This window comes from Mesorhizobium sp. B1-1-8, from assembly GCF_006442795.2.
Classification (GTDB): domain Bacteria; phylum Pseudomonadota; class Alphaproteobacteria; order Rhizobiales; family Rhizobiaceae; genus Mesorhizobium.
On record NZ_CP083956.1, the window covers coordinates 3,329,646 to 3,350,786 of the forward strand.

20 protein-coding genes and 2 tRNA genes are annotated in these 21,141 nt (G+C 61.0%); 10 read left to right on the top strand and 12 right to left on the bottom strand.

Features of this window, described 5'->3' with window-relative positions; genetic code table 11:
• The first annotated feature begins 36 nt into the window (after positions 1-36).
• Both lon and hupB read left to right on the top strand, forming a co-directional pair.
• Complete coding sequence (gene lon, locus FJ974_RS16105) at positions 37-2,448, top strand: endopeptidase La (protein WP_140532906.1); 2,412 nt, start codon at positions 37-39, stop codon at positions 2,446-2,448.
• A 196-nt stretch (positions 2,449-2,644) separates the two neighbouring features.
• Positions 2,645-2,917, top strand: coding sequence for a DNA-binding protein HupB (gene hupB / locus FJ974_RS16110; protein WP_140532907.1), 273 nt, complete (start codon positions 2,645-2,647; stop codon positions 2,915-2,917).
• A gap of 74 nt (positions 2,918-2,991) precedes the next feature.
• Here hupB and FJ974_RS16115 read toward each other — a convergent pair whose 3' ends face one another.
• On the bottom strand, positions 2,992-4,014 hold the full coding sequence (locus FJ974_RS16115; RefSeq protein ID WP_140532908.1) for an aldo/keto reductase: 1,023 nt from the start codon (positions 4,012-4,014) through the stop codon (positions 2,992-2,994).
• A 178-nt stretch (positions 4,015-4,192) separates the two neighbouring features.
• Between FJ974_RS16115 and hxlB the strand changes: the two genes are divergently transcribed.
• Both hxlB and FJ974_RS16125 read left to right on the top strand, forming a co-directional pair.
• Positions 4,193-4,759, top strand: a complete 567-nt coding sequence (hxlB, locus tag FJ974_RS16120; RefSeq protein WP_140532909.1) for a 6-phospho-3-hexuloisomerase — start codon at positions 4,193-4,195, stop codon at positions 4,757-4,759.
• A gap of 4 nt (positions 4,760-4,763) precedes the next feature.
• Complete coding sequence (locus FJ974_RS16125) at positions 4,764-5,507, top strand: creatininase family protein (protein ID WP_140532910.1); 744 nt, start codon at positions 4,764-4,766, stop codon at positions 5,505-5,507.
• Between the two features lie 50 nt (positions 5,508-5,557).
• Here the strand turns inward: FJ974_RS16125 and FJ974_RS16130 are convergent, their stop codons facing one another.
• The 3 genes from FJ974_RS16130 to FJ974_RS16140 all read right to left on the bottom strand — a co-directional run bounded on the left by FJ974_RS16130 (position 5,558) and on the right by FJ974_RS16140 (position 9,364).
• The gene (locus FJ974_RS16130) at positions 5,558-6,475 is read right to left on the bottom strand and encodes a carbohydrate ABC transporter permease (protein ID WP_140532911.1); all 918 of its coding nucleotides are present in this window, start codon (positions 6,473-6,475) and stop codon (positions 5,558-5,560) included.
• A gap of 8 nt (positions 6,476-6,483) precedes the next feature.
• On the bottom strand, positions 6,484-7,605 hold the full coding sequence (locus FJ974_RS16135; protein WP_140532912.1) for a carbohydrate ABC transporter permease: 1,122 nt from the start codon (positions 7,603-7,605) through the stop codon (positions 6,484-6,486).
• 94 nt (positions 7,606-7,699) lie between these two features.
• Positions 7,700-9,364: a sugar ABC transporter substrate-binding protein gene (locus FJ974_RS16140; RefSeq protein ID WP_140532913.1), complete on the bottom strand. Its 1,665-nt coding sequence runs from the start codon at positions 9,362-9,364 to the stop codon at positions 7,700-7,702.
• 270 nt (positions 9,365-9,634) lie between these two features.
• Between FJ974_RS16140 and FJ974_RS16145 the strand changes: the two genes are divergently transcribed.
• From FJ974_RS16145 to FJ974_RS16160, 4 genes are all read left to right on the top strand, one after another.
• Entirely contained in the window at positions 9,635-10,693 is a 1,059-nt protein-coding gene (locus tag FJ974_RS16145) for an ABC transporter ATP-binding protein (RefSeq protein WP_140532914.1), read from the top strand.
• 37 nt (positions 10,694-10,730) lie between these two features.
• Positions 10,731-11,183 (top strand): RbsD/FucU family protein, encoded by a 453-nt coding sequence (locus FJ974_RS16150; RefSeq protein WP_140532915.1) that lies wholly within the window; start codon positions 10,731-10,733, stop codon positions 11,181-11,183.
• Between the two features lie 4 nt (positions 11,184-11,187).
• Positions 11,188-12,132, top strand: a complete 945-nt coding sequence (gene rbsK / locus FJ974_RS16155; RefSeq protein WP_140532916.1) for a ribokinase — start codon at positions 11,188-11,190, stop codon at positions 12,130-12,132.
• A 156-nt stretch (positions 12,133-12,288) separates the two neighbouring features.
• Positions 12,289-12,387 carry a putative RiPP precursor gene (locus tag FJ974_RS16160; protein WP_210240695.1) on the top strand — a complete coding sequence of 33 codons (99 nt, stop codon included), beginning with the start codon at positions 12,289-12,291 and terminating at the stop codon, positions 12,385-12,387.
• A gap of 38 nt (positions 12,388-12,425) precedes the next feature.
• On the opposite strand, the gene FJ974_RS16165 is transcribed toward FJ974_RS16160, so the two are convergent.
• Positions 12,426-12,950, bottom strand: coding sequence for a hypothetical protein (locus tag FJ974_RS16165; protein WP_140532917.1), 525 nt, complete (start codon positions 12,948-12,950; stop codon positions 12,426-12,428).
• Between the two features lie 118 nt (positions 12,951-13,068).
• A tRNA-Asp gene (locus FJ974_RS16170) sits at positions 13,069-13,145 on the bottom strand.
• A gap of 245 nt (positions 13,146-13,390) precedes the next feature.
• Between FJ974_RS16170 and FJ974_RS16175 the strand changes: the two genes are divergently transcribed.
• Positions 13,391-14,773, top strand: coding sequence for an IS1380 family transposase (locus FJ974_RS16175; RefSeq protein WP_140539328.1), 1,383 nt, complete (start codon positions 13,391-13,393; stop codon positions 14,771-14,773).
• Positions 14,774-15,011: 238 nt separating this feature from the next.
• Positions 15,012-15,087 (top strand) — tRNA-Val (locus FJ974_RS16180).
• Between the two features lie 91 nt (positions 15,088-15,178).
• Here the strand turns inward: FJ974_RS16180 and FJ974_RS16185 are convergent.
• The 6 genes from FJ974_RS16185 to FJ974_RS16210 all read right to left on the bottom strand — a co-directional run bounded on the left by FJ974_RS16185 (position 15,179) and on the right by FJ974_RS16210 (position 21,121).
• Entirely contained in the window at positions 15,179-15,571 is a 393-nt protein-coding gene (locus FJ974_RS16185) for a hypothetical protein (protein WP_140533720.1), read from the bottom strand.
• 60 nt (positions 15,572-15,631) lie between these two features.
• Positions 15,632-16,762 (bottom strand): hypothetical protein, encoded by a 1,131-nt coding sequence (locus tag FJ974_RS16190; RefSeq protein ID WP_140533719.1) that lies wholly within the window; start codon positions 16,760-16,762, stop codon positions 15,632-15,634.
• Positions 16,763-16,916: 154 nt separating this feature from the next.
• Positions 16,917-18,278 carry a hypothetical protein gene (locus tag FJ974_RS16195; RefSeq protein ID WP_140533718.1) on the bottom strand — a complete coding sequence of 454 codons (1,362 nt, stop codon included), beginning with the start codon at positions 18,276-18,278 and terminating at the stop codon, positions 16,917-16,919.
• Positions 18,279-18,635: 357 nt separating this feature from the next.
• A complete protein-coding gene (locus FJ974_RS16200; RefSeq protein ID WP_319023038.1) occupies positions 18,636-18,986 on the bottom strand; it encodes a hypothetical protein in 351 nt (116 codons plus the stop codon).
• Positions 18,987-19,326: 340 nt separating this feature from the next.
• On the bottom strand, positions 19,327-20,112 hold the full coding sequence (locus FJ974_RS16205; protein WP_140533717.1) for an SDR family NAD(P)-dependent oxidoreductase: 786 nt from the start codon (positions 20,110-20,112) through the stop codon (positions 19,327-19,329).
• Between the two features lie 13 nt (positions 20,113-20,125).
• A complete protein-coding gene (locus FJ974_RS16210) occupies positions 20,126-21,121 on the bottom strand; it encodes an ABC transporter permease (RefSeq protein WP_140533716.1) in 996 nt (331 codons plus the stop codon).
• Between the last annotated feature and the right edge of the window lie 20 nt (positions 21,122-21,141).

The window sequence follows — 21,141 nt, forward strand, 5'->3', positions numbered from 1 at the left end:
GGCTTTATTAGCGGTCGCGACATGAAAGGTTGAACAATGGCCAAAACATCCAGGGCTCCCGGCGACGGCGTCTTCGCAGTCCTCCCGCTGCGCGACATCGTCGTGTTTCCGCACATGATCGTTCCGCTCTTTGTCGGGCGCGAAAAGTCGATCAAGGCGCTGGAAGAAGTGATGGGTCAGGAAAAGCAGATCCTGCTTGCCACCCAGATGAACGCAGCCGACGACGATCCCGAACCCGATGCCATCTTCGACATCGGCACGCTCGCCAATGTGCTGCAGCTGCTGAAGCTTCCCGACGGCACGGTCAAGGTGCTGGTCGAAGGCGCCTCGCGCGCCAAGATCGTCTCGTTCACCGACCGTCCCGACTTCCACGAGGCCCGCGCCGCGGCGCTGGTCGAGCCGGATGAGGAAGAGGTCGAGATCGAGGCGCTTGCCCGCTCGGTCGTTACCGACTTCGAGAACTACGTCAAGCTGAACAAGAAGATCTCGCCCGAAGTGGTGGGGGCCGCCAGCCAGATCGACGACTATTCCAAGCTCGCCGACACGGTTGCCTCGCACCTCGCCATCAAGATTCCCGAGAAGCAGGAGATGCTTGCCACGCTTTCCGTCAAGGAGCGTCTGGAGAAGGCAATGGGCTTCATGGAAGCCGAAATCTCGGTGCTCCAGGTGGAGAAGCGCATCCGTTCGCGCGTCAAGCGCCAGATGGAGAAGACGCAGCGCGAGTACTACCTCAACGAGCAGATGAAGGCGATCCAGAAGGAGCTCGGCGAGGGTGAGGACGGCCGCGACGAAGCCGCCGAAATCGAGGCGCGCATCAAGAAGACCAAGCTTTCCAAGGAGGCCCGCGAGAAGGCGGAAGCCGAATTGAAGAAGCTGCGGTCGATGTCGCCGATGTCGGCTGAATCGACGGTTGTGCGCAACTATCTCGACTGGCTGCTGTCGATCCCGTGGGGCAAGAACTCCAAGGTCAAGCAGGATCTCGCTTATGCGCAGAACGTGCTCGACACTGATCATTTCGGTCTCGACAAGGTCAAGGAGCGTATCGTCGAATATCTCGCCGTGCAGAGCCGCCAGAAGAAGCTGAAAGGGCCGATCCTGTGCCTCGTCGGCCCGCCCGGCGTCGGCAAGACCTCGCTCGGCAAGTCGATCGCCAAGGCCACCGGCCGTGAGTTCATCCGCATGGCGCTTGGCGGCGTGCGCGACGAGGCCGAGATCCGCGGCCACCGGCGCACCTATATCGGCTCGATGCCCGGCAAGGTCATCCAGTCGATGAAGAAGGCCAAGAAGTCCAATCCGCTCTTCCTGCTCGACGAAATCGACAAGATGGGCCAGGATTTCCGCGGCGATCCGTCGTCGGCCTTGCTGGAGGTGCTCGACCCTGAGCAGAACTCGACGTTCATGGACCATTACCTCGAGGTCGAATACGACCTGTCGAGCGTGATGTTCGTGACGACGGCGAACACGCTGAATATCCCTGCGCCCCTGATGGACCGCATGGAGATCATCCGCATCGCCGGCTACACCGAGGACGAGAAGATCGAAATCGCCAAGCGTCACCTGATGCCCAAGGTGATCCGCGATCATGCGCTGCAGCCGAACGAATTCTCGGTCGGCGAGGACGCGATCCGCGGCATCATCCAGACCTACACCAGGGAAGCCGGCGTGCGCAGCCTGGAGCGCGAGCTGATGAAGCTCGGCCGCAAGGCGGTGACTGAGATCCTGAAGACGAAGAAGAAGACGGTCAATATCACGGCGGACAATCTCGCCGACTATCTCGGTGTTCCGCGCTTCCGCTTCGGTCAGGTCGAGGCCGACGATCAGGTTGGCGTCGTCACCGGTCTTGCCTGGACGGAGGTCGGCGGCGAGCTGCTGACGGTCGAGGGCGTCATGATGCCCGGCAAGGGCCGCATGACGGTGACTGGCAATCTGCGCGACGTGATGAAGGAATCGATTTCGGCGGCGGCATCCTATGTCCGCAGCAGAGCCATCGATTTCGGCATCGAGCCGCCGCTGTTCGACAAGCGCGACATCCACGTGCACTTGCCGGAAGGCGCGACGCCCAAGGATGGTCCGTCCGCCGGCGCTGCCATGGCCACGGCCATCGTGTCTGTCCTGACCGGTATTCCGGTCCGGGCCGATGTGGCGATGACCGGCGAGATAACGCTTCGCGGCCGCATCTTGCCGATCGGCGGCCTGAAGGAGAAGCTGCTCGCGGCACTGCGTGGCGGCATCAAGAAGGTGCTGATCCCGGAAGAGAACGTCAAGGATCTGGCGGAGATTCCGGACAATGTGAAGAACGGCATGGAGATCATTCCGGTCTCGCGGGTCGGCGAGGTGTTGAGGCACGCTCTGGTCAGAATGCCGGAACCGATCGAGTGGATCGAACCGGTCAATGCGCCGGCTACGGTGGATACGGGCGACGACGCCGGTAAATCACTTGCTCATTAGCATCTTCTAACGTTGCAGCGCACAAAGAGAGAGCCGGGCTTCAAGCCCGGCTTTTTCATGTAAAAAAAGCTCACAAAAGTGGAAAAAAGCCCGGAATTCCGCGGTTTTCGGCTTGGGTTCCGCAACGCTTCTTTCTAAAGTCCCTTTCCTGCCGGATGAGTCGTAAGTTCCGGTTTTCTCATGGAAGGGAATTTTGATGAACAAGAACGAACTGGTGTCCGCTGTCGCCGACTCCGCAAGCATTTCGAAGGCTGATGCGCAGTCTGCCGTCGATGCGGTGTTCTCCGTGATCACCGGCGAACTGAAGAAGGGCGGCGATGTCCGGCTTGTCGGCTTCGGAAATTTCACCGTGTCAAAACGCGCTGCTTCGACCGGCCGCAACCCGCAGACCGGCGCGGAAGTGCAGATTCCGGCGCGCACCGTGCCGAAGTTCTCGGCCGGCAAGGGCCTCAAGGACGCGGTCAACTAAGACCTTTTCTTTGAAGATCAGAAAAGCCGGGCTTGCCCGGCTTTTCTTTTTTGGCGTCGGCGCAGGGCCGGGGTTCAGGCCGTCGGCGCATCGGCGCGCATCAACCCTTCCTGCTTGAGGTCCGCCCACAGCGCCGCCGGCAGTTCGGCGTCAAGCAGCGCCCGGTTGCTTTCGACCTCGGCCGGGCGCTGGCCGCCAGGGATCACCGACACCACCGAAGGATGCTTGAGCGGGAACTGCAGCGCGGCCTCGATCAGGCGCACGCCGTGGCGCTTGCAGACGGCCTCGATGCGAGCGACGCGGTCGAGTATCTCCTGCGGGGCCTCGGAATAGTTGTAGAAGGCGCCGGGCTTCGGGCCGGTCGCCAATATGCCTGAGTTGTAAGGGCCGCCGAGCACGATGCCAATGCCGCGCTTGTGGCAAAGCGGCAGGAAGGTTTCCAATGCCTCCTGTTCGAGCAGCGTATAGCGCCCGGCGAGCAGGAAGAGGTCGAAATCGCCGCGTTCGGCCAGCGCCTGGCAGACCTGCCATTCGTTGATGCCGCCGCCGAAGGCTTTGATCACGCCCTGGTCGCGCAGCGACAGCAACCCGTAATAACCCGAGGACATGAACTCCTCGATGCGGGCGTCCGACGCCTCCTTGCTGCCATGGGTGAAGATGTCGACATCGTGCACGAAAAGGATATCGATTCGGTCGACGCCAAGACGCTCCAGCGAGGCTTCGAAGGAGCGCATGACGCCGTCATAGCTGTAGTCGTAGACCTCCCTGCGGGACGGCGTGTCGAAGAACTTGCCGATGCCGGTGCGCTGATCAGGCGGGGAGACGCGCATCAGGCGACCGACCTTGCTCGACAGCACGTAGTCGTCGCGTTTCCTGCCGCGCAGGAACGGGTTGAGCCGGGTTTCCGCCAGGCCGAGGCCGTAGAGCGGTGCGGTATCGAAGTAGCGGCAGCCGCTCGCCCATGCCGCCTCCAGCGTGGCATTGGCGTCCTCGTCGGAGACGGCGCGGTAGAGATTGCCGAGCGGCGCGGTACCGAAGCCGAGCTCGGTGAAGGTGATGCCGCCATTGCCGATGCGGTCGAAATGCCGTGTCTTCATGTCTGACGATGTCCTGGATCGCTTTGTCTGACATGACACTATCACGCCCGTGGCACAGCAAAAGCACCGAGGCGCGTTGGACACGGATTTTCGCGGTGATAGCATGAACAAAAACAAGTGTTTCGCGGCCAAAGCGAGTTGCAGAGCCGCATATTTTCGGCAACCGGGTGAACCCCTCATGACGAAAGCCAGATCCGGGATGTTCGCGACTGCCCTGGAGGAACTCGGCGCGGTGCTGGCGCGCGTCGATGACGGCCGGATCGATGCGGCCTGCGAAATGCTTGCCGGCGCCGGCAGGATCGCCGTCTATGGCTGCGGGCGCGAGGCGCTGCAGGTCAAGGGTTTCGCCATGCGGCTCTACCATCTCGGCCTTCCCGTATCGGTGGTCGGAGACATGACCGCGCCGCCGCTCGGGAAGGGCGATGTCTTTCTGACCAGTTCCGGACCGGGCGAGACCACCACGGTGCTGACCTTGATGCGCGTCGCCCGCGAGGCCGGCGCACAAATCCTGCTTCTGACGGCCGAACCGGCGAGCAGCGCTGCGAGCCTCGCCGACGTCACGCTGCTCATTCCGGCGCAGACCATGGCCAGCGACCAGGGCGCGGCCAGAAGCTCGGTGCTGCCGATGGGCTCGCTGTTTGAGGGTGCGCTTTTCCTGCTGTTCGAGATAATGGTGCTGAAGCTCAAAGAGCTGACCGGCGTGGCGCCGGAAGCGATGCGGGCAAGGCACACCAACATGGAGTAGGGCGATGCGCTACGAACTGATGCTGCCGCACCAGATCCGCAAGGCCATCGAGGAGAACTGGCCGGTCGCGCTGCCGCTCGGCGTGCTCGAATACCATGGCGAGCACATGGCCGTCGGCATGGACACGCTGGCGGTGATCAAGACACTGGAACTCTTCGAGAGGGAAAGCGACATCGTCATCCTGCCGCCCTTCTATTACGGCGCGGCGAGCTATGCCGTGGCGCCGCCGGAAGGCAGCGGCTCGGTGCAGGTCGGCGGCCCGGTGCTGGCGCCGTTCGCGGAGGAGTTGTTCTACGGCCTGCTGCGCGTCGGCTTTCGCAACATCCACGCCATCATCCACCACCAGACCGAAAATTTCGCGGCGGGCATGCCGACGGATCTCGCCTTCAAGACCGCCGGTCGGCAGGCGATCTTCCGCTTCCTCGAAAAAGAGCGGGGCGAGGGCTGGTGGGGTTCGAACACAATGGCCGACTATTATGCCGGCCACGCCGGGGGCGAGAACGTCTTCAACTGGGTGCAGGTGCATCCGCTGATGCCAGCGGCGATGAACGGCAAGTACCCGTTCGACCACGCAGGCATCGGCGAGACGTCGCTGATGCTGGCGCTATGCCCGGAAGCGGTGGATGCCAGCCGTTTCGCCGACAATACGGGCTGGTACACGAAAAGCGCGCCGGAGGCCTCGTCCGGCCTCGGCAACATAGGCGTCGCGATGATCCTCGACCATCTGCGGGCGATACTGGTGCGCTAGGCACAGCTCTTCCTTCTCCCGCAAGGGGAGAAGGAAGAGCGGTGCCATCTCTATTTCACCGAACCTGCCGTCATGCCCATGATCAGGTAGCGCTCCAGCGCGATGCCGATGACGGCCAGCGGCGCGATCGCCGCTGTGGCGAGGGCGGCCATCGACCACCAGTTGATACCCTGCGACCCGGTCTGGCTAGCCACCATGACCGGGATGGTCTTAGCATCGGTCGAGGTCAAAAGGGCGGCGAAGAAATACTCGTTCCAGCACAGCACCATCGCCAGGATGAAGGCAGCGACCATGCCGGGAAGCGCGATCGGCATGACGATGCGGAAGAAGGCGCCCCAGATCGACAGGCCGTCGACAAGGGCGGCCTCCTCGAGCTCGACCGGGATCGAGTTGAACTGGTCGCGCATGATCCAGATGACAATCGGCAGCACCATCAGCGTGTAGAGCAGGATGAGCCCGATGCGGGTGTCGAGCAGTCCGACCTCGCGGTAAAGCACCAGGAAGGGCAGCGCCAGCACCACCGGCGGCAGGATCAGCTGCGACAGGAAGAAGAAGGAAATGTCCTCGTTCCTGAACCAGGCGAATTGGTACCGGTAGCGGGTCAGGCCATAGGCAGCGAGGCTGCCGATGATGATGGCGAGGCTCGATGCACCGACCGAGGCGATGACCGAGTTCATGAAGCGCTTGAGGAACTCGTCACGCACGGTCGACGTCTGGAAGATCGAATCCGGCGACAGGCCGAGCGAGCGCCAGCCTTTCCAGTCGGGCTGGAAGTCGACGAAGGGAATGAGGTGGCCTTGCGTGACGTCGACCGCCGATTTGAACGAGGTGGTTATCGTCCAATAGATCGGGAACAGGCAGATGAAGGCCCAGAACACCAGCGCGCCATAGATGAAGACGCGGCTGGTGACGAAACCCGCCGGCGAGCGGATTTCGGAAACGGTGTAGTCGGTGGTCTGGACGCTCATGATGCGGCTCAGTTGACGTTGCGCACGAAGCGGCTGGCAAACTTCAGCAGCGAGGTCACGAACACGACGATGATGACCAGATAGGCCATCGCGAGCATGGTGCCGTAGCCGACGTTCGAGCGGTCGCGGTATTCGCGGTAGATGAAGCTCGACACCGAATCGGTGGCGCCGCCAGGGCCGCCGGAGGTGACCGTGATGATGATGTCGGCAAGCTTCAGCTTGAAGATGATGCGCAGGATCACCGCCGTCACCGACACCGGCAGCATCAGCGGGAAGATGACCTGCCAGAAGGTCTGCCAGGCGGTGGCGCCGTCGACGCGCGCCGCTTCCAGCACCTCGCGCGACATTGCCTGCAAGCCGGCAAGCAGCATGATCATCATGAACGGAATGAAGGTCCAGGCGTCGAGCACCATGATCGAGATGCGCGCGATGACGGGATCGGAGAAAAAGGCGGGATTGTCCCAGCCGAGGTGACGCGCCAGCGTCGATGCCGGTCCGAACCGGTATTCCATCAGCGATTTGCCGACCATCCAGGAGACAGCCACCGGCGACAGCATCAGCGGAAGCAGGAAGACAACGCGGAAGAATTTCCTGGCGCGGATCTGTGCGTTGAGCAGCAGCGCCAGTCCGAAAGCGATGACATATTCGACCAGCACCGCCAGCACATAGAGCACCATGTTGAACAGCGCGTTGCGGTAATAAGGATCGCCCAGCATCTGCCAGAAATTGTCGAGCCCGTTAAACCTGCGGCCGGAGAAGGAACTGAGGTTCCAGTCGGTCAGCGCGATATAGAAACCGAACAGCGTCGGGAAGATCACCATGGCGATGGTGAAGAGCAGTGCCGGCAGCAGGAACAGCGCGCGCTGGCCTTCCTCGCCGCGCGTCAGCACCTGCCAGGCGCCGAGCGCCACGCCCCACAGCACATAGGCATAGACCACGGGACGCCAGGTATAGAAGCCAACCGTGTCGACCTCGGTCTTGTAGAGGATCTGCACCACGATCATCGCCAGCAGCCCGAGCGTCGCGGCAATCAGCAGGGCCCAGCCGAGGCGCTTGCGGCCAGGCGGGATCAGGTCGGTCGATGTGGAATTTGCCGGCCACGCATTCGCGGTCGAGGTCTGGTCAGCCACGCTTATCCCTTTTTGCGCAAGTGACCGGGCGATGCCGGTCAAGATGCGGCCCGGCGACGAGGTGTCGCCGGGCCGCGACTTCTCACGAGACAGCCTATATGCCGAGTGCGGCTTTGTAGAGCTTGATCTGGTTCTCGCGGCCGATCTGGTCGGTCAGCTTCTCCCAGGCGGCAGCGATGGCATCGGCGCCTTCCTGCGCCTTCATCTTGCCGGCGAAGGTGTTGGCCAGGATGTCCTCGGCGGCGCTGTAATACTGGAAGATGCCGGGGATGCGCGGCTCGATCGCCGCGTTCGGATGGTTGTAAGAGTCGCCTTCCGACTTCAGATACGAGGTGATGAAAGCCTCATCGTAGCCCGCTGCCACCCATTCCGGAATGTTGAAATGGGAGTTGCGGTAGGGCTGGAAGCCCGACGGATACATCGCCGTCCAGAGAGACAGGTCCTTGCCCGCGAGATGGGCAGCGGCCGACCATGCCGCCTTTTTCTTCTTCTCGTCGCTGTCGACGCGGGCCATGACATAGACGCCCCAGCCGAGATAAGCGCAATTGGGCGCATAATTCGGGCCGCTCGCCAGCTTTTCCCACTTGCCGGTCTTGGAATTGTAGACGTCGTCCGAGCCGGGCAGGATCGAGAAACCAGTGACGTCGCCGATCACTGAGGAGTCGTTGGTCTTGACGTTGGAGCCGATATCGCCCCACCAGGGGATCATCGAGCCGGTGCCGGCCAGGAACTGCTGGAAGCCGGTGGTGTTCGGGTCGGCGTTGATCTGATCCGGCGGCTCCGAGGGCAATGCGTCGATCACGTCCTGGATCGCCCGCACCCAGGCCGGGTTGTTGATGCGAGGCTTCATCGTGTCGAGATCGAACAGCCAGGCCTTGTCGTCCGGGTGCTTGGCATAGGCGGTGGCGCGGCTGCCGAGGAAGTAGAAGCCGAAGCCGCCCCAGGGCTTGGGAGCGTCGAGATAGCCGTAGACGTCCTGGCCCTTGAACTTCTTGCCCTTAAGGAACTTAGTCACGGCCTGGACCTGTTGCCAGGTCTTCGGCACTCCCCATTCGCCCTGGCCGCCGCTGTCCTTCCATTGCTTGGCGAGGTCCGGATCGGAGAAGACGTCGGTGCGGTAGTTGAAATTGTGCGTGTCGCCGTCGATCGTGGCGCGGTACTGCTTGCCGTTCCAGGTGCCGACCGGCGGCTTCAGGTAGTTGACCAGATCGTCGAAATCGATCTGCTTCTTGACCCAGTCGGGCATCTCGGAGGTGAGGCCCTTGCCGCAGACGTCGCCTTCGAAGGGCGCACCCATCTCGATGATATCGAAGTCGACGGTCTTGGTTGCGATCGACTGCTGCAGGCGGGCGTTGTAGTCGGCCTGGGCGAGGTCGATCCAGCTGATCTTGGCGCCCGTATAGGCCTCCCACGGCTTCAAGAAGCCGCGGAACAGCACGTTATGCAGGTTCTGATTGTTGAGACCCATGAAGGTGAGCTCGACGCCGGCGAATTCGCCCTGCTTGACACCGGCCTTGGTTGCTCCCAGGCAGAGCTCGCCGACTTTCTGGAAGTCGGCATCCGTCGGCTGACCTTTGCCGACACCGGGTATCTGCACAATTTTCGCGCGCAAGCTGTCGTCGGCGGACGCCGGCTTCGTCAGCGCGCCGAGCCCGGCGCCAGATGCCGCGGCAATTGCAGCCATGCTGGCCGCGCCCTTCAGAACATCGCGGCGGGTCGCGCCCGCGCGCACCAGTTTTTCGTAAAGATCGACTCTCATCTCAGGTTCCTCCCAGAACTTCAGCCGTGAATTGAAGTGCCATATCTCGGACGCCGAAACGTCTGCGGTTCTCCTATATCTGGGGGACGTGGGACCCCACCCTGCGTCGCCTGGAGATCCGATTTCCGGGGACCGGCTGTCAGATTGGCACTCGCCACTATTCTCGCAACCCGTTGCCGTGTCAACGAGAATGGCTTTTATCTATAAAGGACCGACTTGCCCTTGCCTTTGGCAATGGCTAGCTTCACCGCAACGATAAAAGGGGGGACGATGGCTCAAGTCGCGATCACCAATGTGGCCAAGGCGTTCGGAACCGTCAAGGTTCTGCACGAGGTCAGCATCGACATTGCCGACGGGCAGTTCGTCGTGCTGGTCGGGCCCTCGGGATGCGGCAAGTCCACGCTGCTGAGGATGGTGGCCGGGCTGGAGACCGTCTCAGGCGGCACGATCGCCATCGGCGAACGCGTCGTCAACAATCTGCCGCCCGCAAAACGCGATATCGCCATGGTGTTCCAGAATTACGCGCTCTATCCGCACAAGACGGTCGAGCAGAACATGGCCTTCGCGCTGAAGCTGCGCGGCACCGATCCTGCGGTGGTCGCCGAGCGGGTCAAGCGCGCCGCCGATATCCTCGACCTCAACCCCTATCTCAAGCGCTATCCGCGCCAGCTTTCCGGCGGCCAGCGCCAGCGCGTCGCCATGGGCCGCGCCATCGTGCGCAATCCGCAGGTGTTCCTGTTCGACGAGCCGCTCTCCAACCTCGACGCCAAGCTGCGCGTGCAGATGCGCACCGAGATCAAGGAACTGCACCAGCGGCTGAAAACCACCACCATCTACGTCACTCACGACCAGATCGAGGCCATGACCATGGCCGACAAGATCGTGGTGATGCGCGACGGCCGCATCGAGCAGGTCGGCGCGCCGCTGCAGCTTTTCGACAAGCCGGCCAATCTGTTCGTCGCCGGCTTCATCGGCTCACCCTCGATGAACCTGCTCAAAGGCACCGTGAAAAAGGGCGAAAAACCTGCCGTCGAGATAGTGGGCACGGCGTTTCCGTTGCCCGCCGGCAGCGCGGCACAGGATGGGCAGGCCGTCGTCTACGGCGTGCGGCCGGAGCATCTGGAAATCCATGCCGACGGCGTCGCCTCAACGGTTTCGGTGGTCGAGCCGACAGGCTCGGAGACCTTGGTGTTCGTGCGCTTCGGCGAGGGCGACATGGTGGCGCTGTTTCGCGAGCGGCACGACTTCAAGCCGGGCGATACGCTGAAGCTCCGGCCTCGGCTCGACCACGTCCATCTCTTCGACGCCGCGACCGGCAAGCGTCTTTAGATTTCAAACACGTCTCTGATTCAAAACGAGGAAACCAATGCTCAAAGGGATCAATCCGCTGCTCAATGCCGACGTGCTGCAGGCGTTGCGGGCAATGGGCCATGGCGACGACCTGATCATCTGCGATACCAACTTCCCGGCCGATTCGGTGGCGAAGCAGACCGTGTTCGGCAAGCTGCTGCGCATCGATGCGCCGGCGGCCGAGGTGGCGAAAGCGGTGCTGTCGCTCTATCCGCTGGACAGCTTCGTCAACGACGGGGCGGCCCGCATGGAGATCGTCGGCAAGCCAACCGAAATTCCGCCGGTGCAGAAGGAAGTGCAAAAGGAGATCGATGCGGCCGAGGGCAAAAACTGGCCGATGATCTCGATCGAGCGCTACGCCTTCTACGAACGCGCCAAGAAGGCCTATTGCGTCATCCAGACCGGCGAACGCCGCTTCTACGGCTGCTTCGCCTTCCGCAAGGGTGTCATTCCGCCGGATGCGGAGTGAAGCGATGGCTGCCGGCGAGCCTGTTATTATGAAGCCTGTCGTCATCCTGGGCGTCTTCGTCGCCGACACCGCCTATCGCGCCGACCGCCAGCCGCGCATGGGCGAAACGATCCTCGGTAATTCGTTCAAGCTGGGGCCGGGTGGCAAGGGCTCGAACCAGGCGGTGGCCGCCGGCAAGCTCGGCGCCGACATCACCTTCCTGACAAGGCTTGGCGTCGATGCCTTCGCCGACATGGCCAGGCAGACCTGGACGGCGGCGAGCGTGAAAAGCGCTGTCATCGACACGCCGGAAAGCTATACAGGTGCAGCCTACATTTTCGTCGAGGAAGTGACCGGCAACAACGCCATCATCGTCAGCCCCGGTGCGGCGATGCTGATCTCGCCCGCCGACATCGAGGCTCACGCCGGTCTCATCCGGTCGGCCGGCGTCTTCGTCACGCAGCTCGAGCAGCCGATCGAGGCGGCGCTGAAAGCGCTCGAGATCGCGCGCGGGGCAGGGGTGACGACCATTCTCAATCCGGCGCCGGCCGCCAGCCTGCCCGACCGTATCTATACGCTCTGCGACTATGTGACGCCCAACGAGAGCGAGGCCGAGGGGCTGACCGGCATCAAGGTGTCGTCGCTCGACGACGCCCGCCGCGCTGCCGACAGCCTCCTGGCCAAGGGCGTCGGCGCCGTCATCGTGACGCTCGGCGAGAAAGGCGCGCTGCTGCACAGCAAGGACCGCTCCGACCATGTCGGCGCCGTCAACGCCGGCCCCGTTGTGGAGACCACTGGGGCGGGCGACGCCTTCAACGGCGGTCTTGCGGCAGCTCTGGCCAAGGGTGTGGAGCCGCTGGAGGCAGTGCGCTTTGCCTGCGCCGTCGCCGGCATTTCGGTCACCCGGCCGGGCACCGCGCCATCCATGCCGACGCTGCAGGAAGTCGAGGCGCTGCTGGCCGGAAACTGAAGTCGCATTCCGTCGCAGCGAGGCCTGAGCCTACGTATAAGTTAATCCTTCATCGTCGCCGATGGCGCATTGCCCCGCGCCGCAGTCAGGAACGCAACTGGCGCGAGCGCGTTCACTGTCTTGGCCACAAGGCAGCCCCGGTTGCGGAGCGACGCGATGAAAAAGGTCTACAAGAAGCCCACGCTGGTGAAGCGCGAGAAGCTCACCGAGCGCACCGCCCAGATCGTCGCTTCCGGGGTCATATTAGGCGAGTGATAGCCGGGACCGCCGTGATATACCTTCTCCGCCAACAACTAGGATGGGAGGTGCTTCAGGGCGATAAGAGCGTCGGAAACGATCGCAATCGCCAATAGGATGATCGCGCACGCCTCTATCGCTCTATGCGCCCAAGGCGCGGGCGGCGGTGGCGCGTTTGCAGCCATCCAAGCAGCCTTTTCTCGTGCACGGGTTTGCTCTTCGTAGGCAACTCTTCGGGCCTGGCGCGCGTCGAGCAGTTCTTGGGCATAGGTCTGCCTGGACCACTCCGAAGCAACCTGCGAATTGGCGTCCAACCACGCCTTGAACAAGTCGGGTCTGATGCGCACCCTGACGTACCCGAATTGCCGCGCCCTCGCGTGCTCTTTCATCGAAGCTTCGAAAAGCTTAGCCCACTCTTCCCAGGTCAATGGCATATCATCGGCGCCGGGAAGTTGCCGGATTAGGGAATAATCCTTGGGCGTGTAAACCGGGATCGCCTCGCGCGGGGCAGCCAAAGCGCGCTGGCGTGCTCGCCAGCGCGCAGTCTGATTGTCGCCTTGATCCTCGAAGCTGCTGCCCAAGCTCTCTATCCCCGCCTTGACAAAATGCGCCGACGAAAAGCCCTTCGCAATCGATCGTTGATCGAACCCCTGCCGCACGGGCAGGGGACAAAATAGCCTGCTATTTCGAGAACCTAAATGGCGCGAGTGACGGGGCTCGAACCCGCGACCTCCGGCGTGACAGGCCGGCACTCTAACCGACTGAGCTACACCCGCGCACAGACGAGCACGTGTCAGGCGTGTTCGTCGTTGGGGGCTGATAAGGGGTTCGCCTGCGGGTGTCAAGCGCAGCAGGTGAGCATAACAGCAAACCGGAGAAGGTTTTTTGACAGGTGCCGCGCTGCCGCCGAAAACCGCTGCCCGGCTAACCCGAATATCTCACCAAAAGAAGTGCATCGGCCCCGAGAATCTGAGAAACTGCTTTTGCAACAAAGAGTTATCAGATTCAGGAACGGGGTCCGATGCAGACACACTGTACTTCCGAGCAGCTTGAATTTGAAGGCTTCGACGGCCACAAAGTTGTGGCTGGTTTCGACGGCGGAGCCATTACCTCAGACGCGGGCGCCTTGCTTCTGCGTCACGTTGATCGGGCCATCGGGCTGTTCGACCGGGTGGCCTCGTGCTTCGTCGATTACCGCGATCCGGATCTCACGGTTCACAGCGTCCGCACGTTGGTCGGGCAACGCATCGCAGCGATCGCGCTGGGATACGAGGACATCGACGACCACGACACGCTTCGCCACGACCCGGTGCTCGCACTTGTGTCGGAACGCTTGACGCCGAAGCGAGACGATTGTGCGGTGCTTGCTGGCAAGTCGACGCTCAACCGGCTGGAGCATGGCCGGGTCGGGGAGCCGACGCGCTATCACAAGATCAGCTACGACAGGCTAGCGTTGGAGGCCTTGTTCGTGGACCTGTTCCTAAAAGCCCACGACAAGCCGCCGGCCGAGATCGTGCTCGATCTCGACGCCACCGATGATCCGCTGCACGGCCGGCAGGAAGGCAGGTTCTTTCACGGCTACTACAACTGCTACTGCTACCTGCCGCTCTACATCTTCTGCGGCCGGCACCTTTTGGCGGCAAAGCTCAGGCGTTCCAACATCGATGCCAGCAAAGGAGCGGTCGAGGAGGTTGAGCGGATCGTGACCCAGATCCGCAAAACCTGGCCCAGGGTCCACATCATCCTGCGCGCTGATTCCGGCTTTGCGCGCGAGGAACTGATGGCCTGGTGCGAGATCAATCGCGTCGACTACGTCTTCGGCCTCGCCCGCAATGAACGGCTGGAAACCAAGATCGCCCCGACCTTGAAGGAAGCCTGCCTGGCATCTCGGGCAAGCGGGCAGGCCGCCCGGGTCTTCCGCGACTTCAGGTGGTCGACAAAAGACAGCTGGTCGCGCCGCAGGCGGGTCGTGGCCAAGGCCGAATGGACGACGCAGGGCGCCAATCCGCGCTTCATCGTGACGTCACTCAAGCCGGGGCGCTGGGCGGCACGGGTGCTTTACGAGGAGCTCTACTGCGCCCGCGGCGACATGGAGAACCGGATCAAGGAGTGCCAGCTCGACCTCTACGCTGATCGCACCAGTGCCAACACCATGCGCGCCAATCAGCTGCGGCTGTGGTTCGCCTCGTTTGCGTATGTCCTGATCTGCGCCTTGCGTCGCCTCGGTCTTGCCCATACCCGGCTCGCCAACGCCAGTTGCGGCACGATCAGATTGAAACTGCTGAAGATCGGCGCGCAGGTGCGCGTCTCGGTTCGTCGCATCAAGGTGGCGATGGCCTCAGCGTGTCCCTATGCCGAGGAGTTCGCCCTGGCTCACGCCCGAATACGTGCCGCGGCTCTGTAATGCCGCCGGACCTGAACCCTTCTCACAAACAATAGAGGACACATTGCTGAAGACCTGACCGTCGCCACACCGCGGCGCTGATCGCCGCCGTCCTCGAACTCCACAGCCATGCCAATGGCCGCGCCGCCTCAAAGCGCAGCCCGGCGATAGATTCGGTGAGAGAAGCGGGCTAAGGGCGTGCCTGTTCATTTGGCCTTGCGAATGCGGGCCTAAACTGCTTAAAGGTCCGCCCCGGAGCGGGCGATTAGCTCAGTTGGTAGAGCGCTTCGTTTACACCGAAGATGTCGGCGGTTCGAGCCCGTCATCGCCCACCATTTAATCCCTTGATTCCGTAAGGATTTCTCTTAGAGACCCGCGAATCGGCTGCTGGCCACACTCTGGTCCCAGCAAAGGGACCGTTAGGGACTAATCCATCTCAACAATAGGGGAGCCGTCCTTTATCAAGGCAAAATGCTCGGCTTCTGCTTCGATGTTCTTATCTCCCCGATAGTGGGCGTTCATGTACACAGGGACCTTAAAAGTAACCCGGCTGACATTTTGGCTAGAGGTCTCTTTCTTCGCTCCTAGGCCTCCGCCAAGCTCTCCGCCAAACTTCGTTCCGAAGACCTCGATTTCTGCTTTAAAAGCCCTCCGACCGTCCTTCTCGTTTGTCGAGGATTCGTTCACCGTCACCGCAACATCAAATTCGACGTAGCTCTTTTCTGTCAGGCGCTCGCCATGGAGTGCTTCAGGATTGATAGCCCAAATGTCCTTTGTCTCAATCTTTGCGCTCTGAATTCCATGAGCGATTTCGGTCATTGTGCCCCTGATAAAATCACGTAACTTCAATGCCTTTCCTCCGTCCGCGTACGGGTGACTCTAACCGAGTATTTGACCGATTAGCGCCCCAATGCCGGCTGCCATCAGGTTTCCGGCTGCACCCTCAACTACCGTTTTGATGGATTGAAGCGCCGTCCTAATTTTTGACTGTGATGGCTCTGGCTCCTTCATCTCACTTTCGAGGGTAGCCAACGGTCCAGAAATTTCCTTTTGGAGCGTATCGGGCAACCCAGCGACTACTGGTCGAACTTGGCCAAGAAAGGCCGATATCTGCTCGACGGAAACTACAGGGGCGACGTTCACCGATCTATCAGTTGAGCCGATGTTTACCCGCGAATTCGCGCCATGGAAAACGTTGGTGATGTTCTGAATGGCAGTTTGGGGCGCCGCCACCGGCATGTTCGAGCGACTGACGTTCACCAAAAAATGAGGGGCAATCGCCCCTACTTTGGCTGTATATTGGGCGTCAATGACAACAAAATCTTCTACGAGTTCGCTAGGCAATCTCCGAAGAAAGTGATCACCCGGTTCAATGGGTAGATCATGTGCAAAAGTTACAATTTGTCTATCCGCAACGCGCCCGGGAATGTTGTCGCGAACTAGAGATCCGTCCTTCTTAACCAAAGACAAGTTATCAATCATCATAGATTTCAAAGACATTTCTTTCCCTTGAACCTCAATAGTAGTGTTACAGTAAATATCAGAAAGCACTGCAATGCGGGATTCTATGTCTGAATTCCTGCTGCCTTCCCATCTCCCTTGATCACGCTCGAGCGGAAACTCGAAACCATTACCTCTTAAAACACGATCCTTTTCAATAGCCGCTCGGCGTATCTTGGTGACGAATTGACAAACGATTTCTCGAGCCTCGTTTAACGCGCGCTCCCTGGTCTCTACCGGATATCTATCTAGTTCCTGTTCGAGGCCATCAAATATCGATCCCACTTTCTTTCGTAGATACCGCTGTATCGTCTCCCAGTAAATTTGCTGGATTGTTCCCCAAAAGGTGACGTTGCCAAATGTCATGCGTTTCCCGTCGAACGCATCAATTTCAACCGGCCCGTCTTTTCCGATAAAGTGCCACTTGAAGAACCATTCGTTCTGCATGCGCAGATACTCGTCATCAAGGGCGATGGCGAGGCGAGAAGCTATGGGTGTCAGTCTGCTCATCCAATTCCCCGAGTCGCGGCGAGGAACAGTTTGAGGCCTTTAACGGTGACAGGCCAGCGCCGCCGGCTCGACTCTGGGTCTCTGCTATCGATATGAACGCGTCTTGACTTATGGGCCCACGTGGGAGGACCCGCTGCGAAATAGTCGATATGACTCATTCATCGGCTTCGTGTGGTGCCTTGACCTTCAATTTCCTCGCGGCGGGGTCATCTGAGAAGTGAAAGACGATGTGGTCATCATCTGCATCGACGTCGCGCGGTGCCATCTCAATCGCTGACAGTGTTTCCCCCCGATCAAGAATGCCCTTGAACAAGTTTTTCTCGTTCGGTCTATCGCCAAGAGCGTATGAGAATTGCTGCGGGGTGATCCGACCGGCGAGCAAATCGAGGAAAGCACGCGCTGGAATTGAGACTTGAAATTGACCCGGCCTGCTTGTCATTTTCACTCCGAGATACCAACCTCTCGCGGTTGGGGAAAAGGCACCTTGTTGGAACAGTGATCGAGCTTGGTAACCTTCAAAATGGGGTTTCGGCAGAGACGCTGCCAATTTCTTCACGGCACCGATTAATTCGTCTCTGAGGGCTCTGTTAGCAGCAAAGCAATGACCTGCCCACTGGAGGTCGTCCTGATGGAAATTTATTCGTTTCCTGTGGGGTGTGAACACTGCCACGGCATCGATGCGTGCAGAGTTTGTGCGAATGAAATGCGAAATGATGTCTGTCCCTGAGAAGTGATAGCCGCCCGGACCTGTTTTTTCACCAAATGTTCCGATGCGCCTGAGCAGGGTGGAACCGACATCAGCCACAATGATGATGCGAACCGTATCGCTCGGTGCGGCTTTCAGTTGGGCCAATTTTCGTTTCAGGAGAGCGTAAAGAGGGTTGTCGTCAATCGAATATGCCTCCGGGGGGATGGAGGAAAAGACGTTGTGGTACCGAACCTGCTTATACCCCCTGCGTTCGACGACTATATGGAGGCCCGGTTCGGATATTGTGAGCTTCCCCGAGTCTGCCCCACCACTCGAAATCCACTCTCGAATTGAGTTCTTTGCTGCTTCGGACAATAGGTATCCTTCCGGCGCCAGACGGCGACGTACTGACCTGCCATTCTCAAAAGCTTGGGTGCCTCCAAACGTAAAGTAGAGATACTGCCCAGACCCTTTTTGCAGGGTGTTCGAAAAATCTGTAATCTGCAGTGCGACACGATCCATCAACTCTTCGCCCGAGATCGCATTATCGGTCACAGCAGCAATTTCAATGGCAGTTAGACGACTGGGAAGCAAATAGTCCGTGACAGCATCTGGTCGCGAGGAGTCGCCCCACCATTCAGGTTCGATATCCATTTCCCCAAGCTTTGACAGCGCCCAAAGCAGTCCTAACTCCATCTCGGCAGGCAAAGCTTGGTCTACGCGCTTGTTCTCAAGACGCCTTAGCAAATCCATGCCTTTTTCGAGAGGCATAACTTGACGGAGTTCATCGAGCATAGATTGCAGACGGCGACGAGAGAAAATCGGCATTTTGGCCTCACTTGTCCGCCCGCCATATTGCCTTGCATTCAATCTATCGCAATGCCTTCCGTCTGCGTGTCTATTCGTTTTGGAGTTTCTCTTGCCGATTTTCGATGGTCCCGCTGCGTGTCTCCAGAGGCACCCCTTGAAACCCCCTCTGGTAGAGTGGGAGGATGGTGCTGCCGTGGCACATTAATGGCACACTGAGCCGGAGATTCGGGCATTCCCAGACCAAGTCCTTTTATCCGAGCGCTTAGCTTTGCTCCTCCAGGGCGACGCTGCTATCGTTCTGGAGTAGCTGATTGATTTTATTCGGCTTCTAGGAACAGGTGGGGGCGATCAAAAATGACCGCCCATCCTTACCGGTTACTCCCGGACGTAGCAGCGCTTGTGGGCGCCTGGAGCGGGGTCGTCGCCGAAGGCGTCGTTGCCGCATCGGACACCGTTCCTGAAAACGCCTTGCTCGTACTGGCCACGCGCCCCGTATCTGACCAACTTGCGGCCACGGAAATCGCAATAGTCGCCTTCCCTGGCGCAGGCAACCCATTCGCCGCGATCCGGGCGCGAACCATAGTCGTCGCCATAGTCGTTGTCGCCATAGTCCTGGCCACCGCCGCGCCTGACGATATAGCAAGCCTTGTGGCGGCCAGGCGCGGGATCGCCAAAGACGCGGTTCGAGCACGGCACGGCGGGACGGTCGAAGAAGCGGGACGTCATTTGACCCCGCGCACCGAAAACCACCTCGGCAGGATAGCGCAGGCGGCATACACCGCCTTCGTCCGCGCATCGCTGCAGCTGCTGGGCCGAAGCGGACGTCGGGAAAAGAGTGGAGGCGGCTGTGACAAGGCCGGCCAGGCAAATGACCGTGAACGCCATTCGGATCAAGACATTGGAGGTTTTCGACACGATCTGTCTCCGTTTGATTGAGACGGCAGCTTACAGCAACCTCGTTGAATGCGCGATGAATGGAGCGCTTTGTTGGCTAACGCGCGGTAGTCGCCGGCTTGCGTAGCGGGTCAGGAGAGACGCTTGCGCCGGGGTGGCAAGAAATCGAGCCTCACGGCGGCGCCAGACGGAAATCCTGGCCTTCGGGCAGCAACTGGCCGCCATCGACGACGATGGTCGTGCCGGTGATGTAGCCGGCGTCGTCGGAGGCCAGGAAGAGGAACGCATTGGCGACGTCGCGCGGGGTGCCGAGGCGACCGAGCGGCACTGCGTCTTCCATGCTCTTGATGAAGGCCTTGTCGCGGTGAAGCTGCATCCCTTCGGTCAGGATGTTGCCGGGCTCGACGCCGTTGACGGTGATGCCGTAGCCGGAAAATTCAAGTGCGGCGGCGCGGATGAAGCCGTTAATGCCGGCCTTGCTCGCCGAATAATGGCCGTGGCCGGGACTGCTCACCTGCGGGCCGGTGATGGAGGAGGTGAAGAGCATGCGGCCGCCGCCTTGCGCCTTCATCGGCGCAAGCGCGGCGCGGGCGGCGTTGAAGCTGCCGCGCAGATTGACCGCCATGACACGGTCCCAGTCCTCGGGGCTGGTGTTTTCGATCAGCTGCCAGGGGTAGATGCCGGCGTTCTGGACGATGATGTCGAGGCGGCCGTGGCGCGCAAGCGCCAACGCGACTACCGCTTCCGCGTCGGCCATCTGGGAGATGTCTGTATGAATGAAGGCGGCATTCAGTTCGTCGGCGCTCGCCTTGCCGGCCTCGGCTTCGCTGTCGGCAAGCACGAGCCTGGCGCCTTCCTCGGCGAAGCGTTGCGCTATCCCCTTGCCGATGCCGCGCGCGGCGCCGACGATCGCCGCCACCTTGCCTGAAAGTCTTCCGTTCTCTGGGCGTCCGGTCATGCGAGTCGCCCTTTCATGCGAGTTTTTGACGAATGGTTTGCTTGAAGGCGTCGAGCAGCACGGCCGCCAGCACGAGCAAGCCGTGGATGACCTGGGTGAAGTTGGCCGGCAGGCCCATCAGGTTGATGGCGGTGTTGATGGCCGACAAAAGCAGCACGCCGGCATAGACGCCGGGCAGGGTGCCGACGCCGCCCTTGAGGCTGACGCCGCCGATGACGACGGCGGCGAAGGCATTGAAGAGCAGGCCGACGCCGAGATTGGCGGTCGCTCCGGAGGTGCGGATGGCAAGCAGCCAGCCGGCGAGGCCGGCGATGGCGCCGGCGAGCACGAAGGCAATGACCAGGTTGCGGTTGACGCGGATGCCGGCGCGGAAGGTCGCCGTCTCGTTGCCGCCGATCATCACCAGATGGCGGCCGAACGGCGTCTTGGCCAGGATCAGCGAGAAAACGACGAAGCAGGCGACGGCGATCCAGGCGGTGAGCGGCAGGCCGGCCAGCCGCTGAATGCCGAACCAGCGGATGGCGGGCGCCAGGTCCTGCGCCGAGCGCCCGCCGGAGATGACCAGCACCAGGCCGCGCACCCAGATATAGGAGGCAAGCGTGATGATGAAGGCGCTCATCTTCAGCCTGACGATCAGGAAGCCGTTGGTGGCGCCAATGATTGCGCCGACGGCGAGCGCGATGGCGAGCGAGACCGGCACCATCAGCCATTCAGGATGCAGTTGCAGGCCGATGCCGATGCCCGACGAGCAGAACAGGATGCCGACCGCCATGGCGCTGAGCGCGGCGACCGATTCGACCGACAGGTCCATGTGGCCGGCGATGATGACCAGCGCCAGGCCGATCGACATCACGCCAAGCACGCTGGACGCCTCGATAATGTTGGCGAAGATGCCGAGCTGGAAGAAGTTCGGAATGAAGGCGGAAAACACCACCAGCACGAAAACCAGCATGAACCAGACGAGATTGTCGAGCACGAGCTCGAGAATGCTGCGGGTGCGTGGGCTCATCGGCTGATCCGGTTGGCGTC

Excerpts from the sequence above, each read along its gene's own strand:
- lon (WP_140532906.1), top strand. The coding sequence starts at position 37 with ATGGCCAAAACATCCAGGGCTCCCGGCGACGGCGTCTTCGCAGTCCTC.
- hupB (WP_140532907.1), top strand. The coding sequence starts at position 2,645 with ATGAACAAGAACGAACTGGTGTCCGCTGTCGCCGACTCCGCAAGCATT.
- FJ974_RS16115 (WP_140532908.1), bottom strand. The coding sequence starts at position 4,014 with ATGAAGACACGGCATTTCGACCGCATCGGCAATGGCGGCATCACCTTC.
- hxlB (WP_140532909.1), top strand. The coding sequence starts at position 4,193 with ATGACGAAAGCCAGATCCGGGATGTTCGCGACTGCCCTGGAGGAACTC.
- FJ974_RS16125 (WP_140532910.1), top strand. The coding sequence starts at position 4,764 with ATGCGCTACGAACTGATGCTGCCGCACCAGATCCGCAAGGCCATCGAG.
- FJ974_RS16130 (WP_140532911.1), bottom strand. The coding sequence starts at position 6,475 with ATGAGCGTCCAGACCACCGACTACACCGTTTCCGAAATCCGCTCGCCG.
- FJ974_RS16140 (WP_140532913.1), bottom strand. The coding sequence starts at position 9,364 with ATGAGAGTCGATCTTTACGAAAAACTGGTGCGCGCGGGCGCGACCCGC.
- FJ974_RS16145 (WP_140532914.1), top strand. The coding sequence starts at position 9,635 with ATGGCTCAAGTCGCGATCACCAATGTGGCCAAGGCGTTCGGAACCGTC.
- FJ974_RS16150 (WP_140532915.1), top strand. The coding sequence starts at position 10,731 with ATGCTCAAAGGGATCAATCCGCTGCTCAATGCCGACGTGCTGCAGGCG.
- rbsK (WP_140532916.1), top strand. The coding sequence starts at position 11,188 with ATGGCTGCCGGCGAGCCTGTTATTATGAAGCCTGTCGTCATCCTGGGC.
- FJ974_RS16160 (WP_210240695.1), top strand. The coding sequence starts at position 12,289 with ATGAAAAAGGTCTACAAGAAGCCCACGCTGGTGAAGCGCGAGAAGCTC.
- FJ974_RS16175 (WP_140539328.1), top strand. The coding sequence starts at position 13,391 with ATGCAGACACACTGTACTTCCGAGCAGCTTGAATTTGAAGGCTTCGAC.
- FJ974_RS16185 (WP_140533720.1), bottom strand. The coding sequence starts at position 15,571 with ATGACCGAAATCGCTCATGGAATTCAGAGCGCAAAGATTGAGACAAAG.
- FJ974_RS16190 (WP_140533719.1), bottom strand. The coding sequence starts at position 16,762 with ATGAGCAGACTGACACCCATAGCTTCTCGCCTCGCCATCGCCCTTGAT.
- FJ974_RS16195 (WP_140533718.1), bottom strand. The coding sequence starts at position 18,278 with ATGCCGATTTTCTCTCGTCGCCGTCTGCAATCTATGCTCGATGAACTC.
- FJ974_RS16200 (WP_319023038.1), bottom strand. The coding sequence starts at position 18,986 with ATGACGTCCCGCTTCTTCGACCGTCCCGCCGTGCCGTGCTCGAACCGC.
- FJ974_RS16205 (WP_140533717.1), bottom strand. The coding sequence starts at position 20,112 with ATGACCGGACGCCCAGAGAACGGAAGACTTTCAGGCAAGGTGGCGGCG.
- FJ974_RS16210 (WP_140533716.1), bottom strand. The coding sequence starts at position 21,121 with ATGAGCCCACGCACCCGCAGCATTCTCGAGCTCGTGCTCGACAATCTC.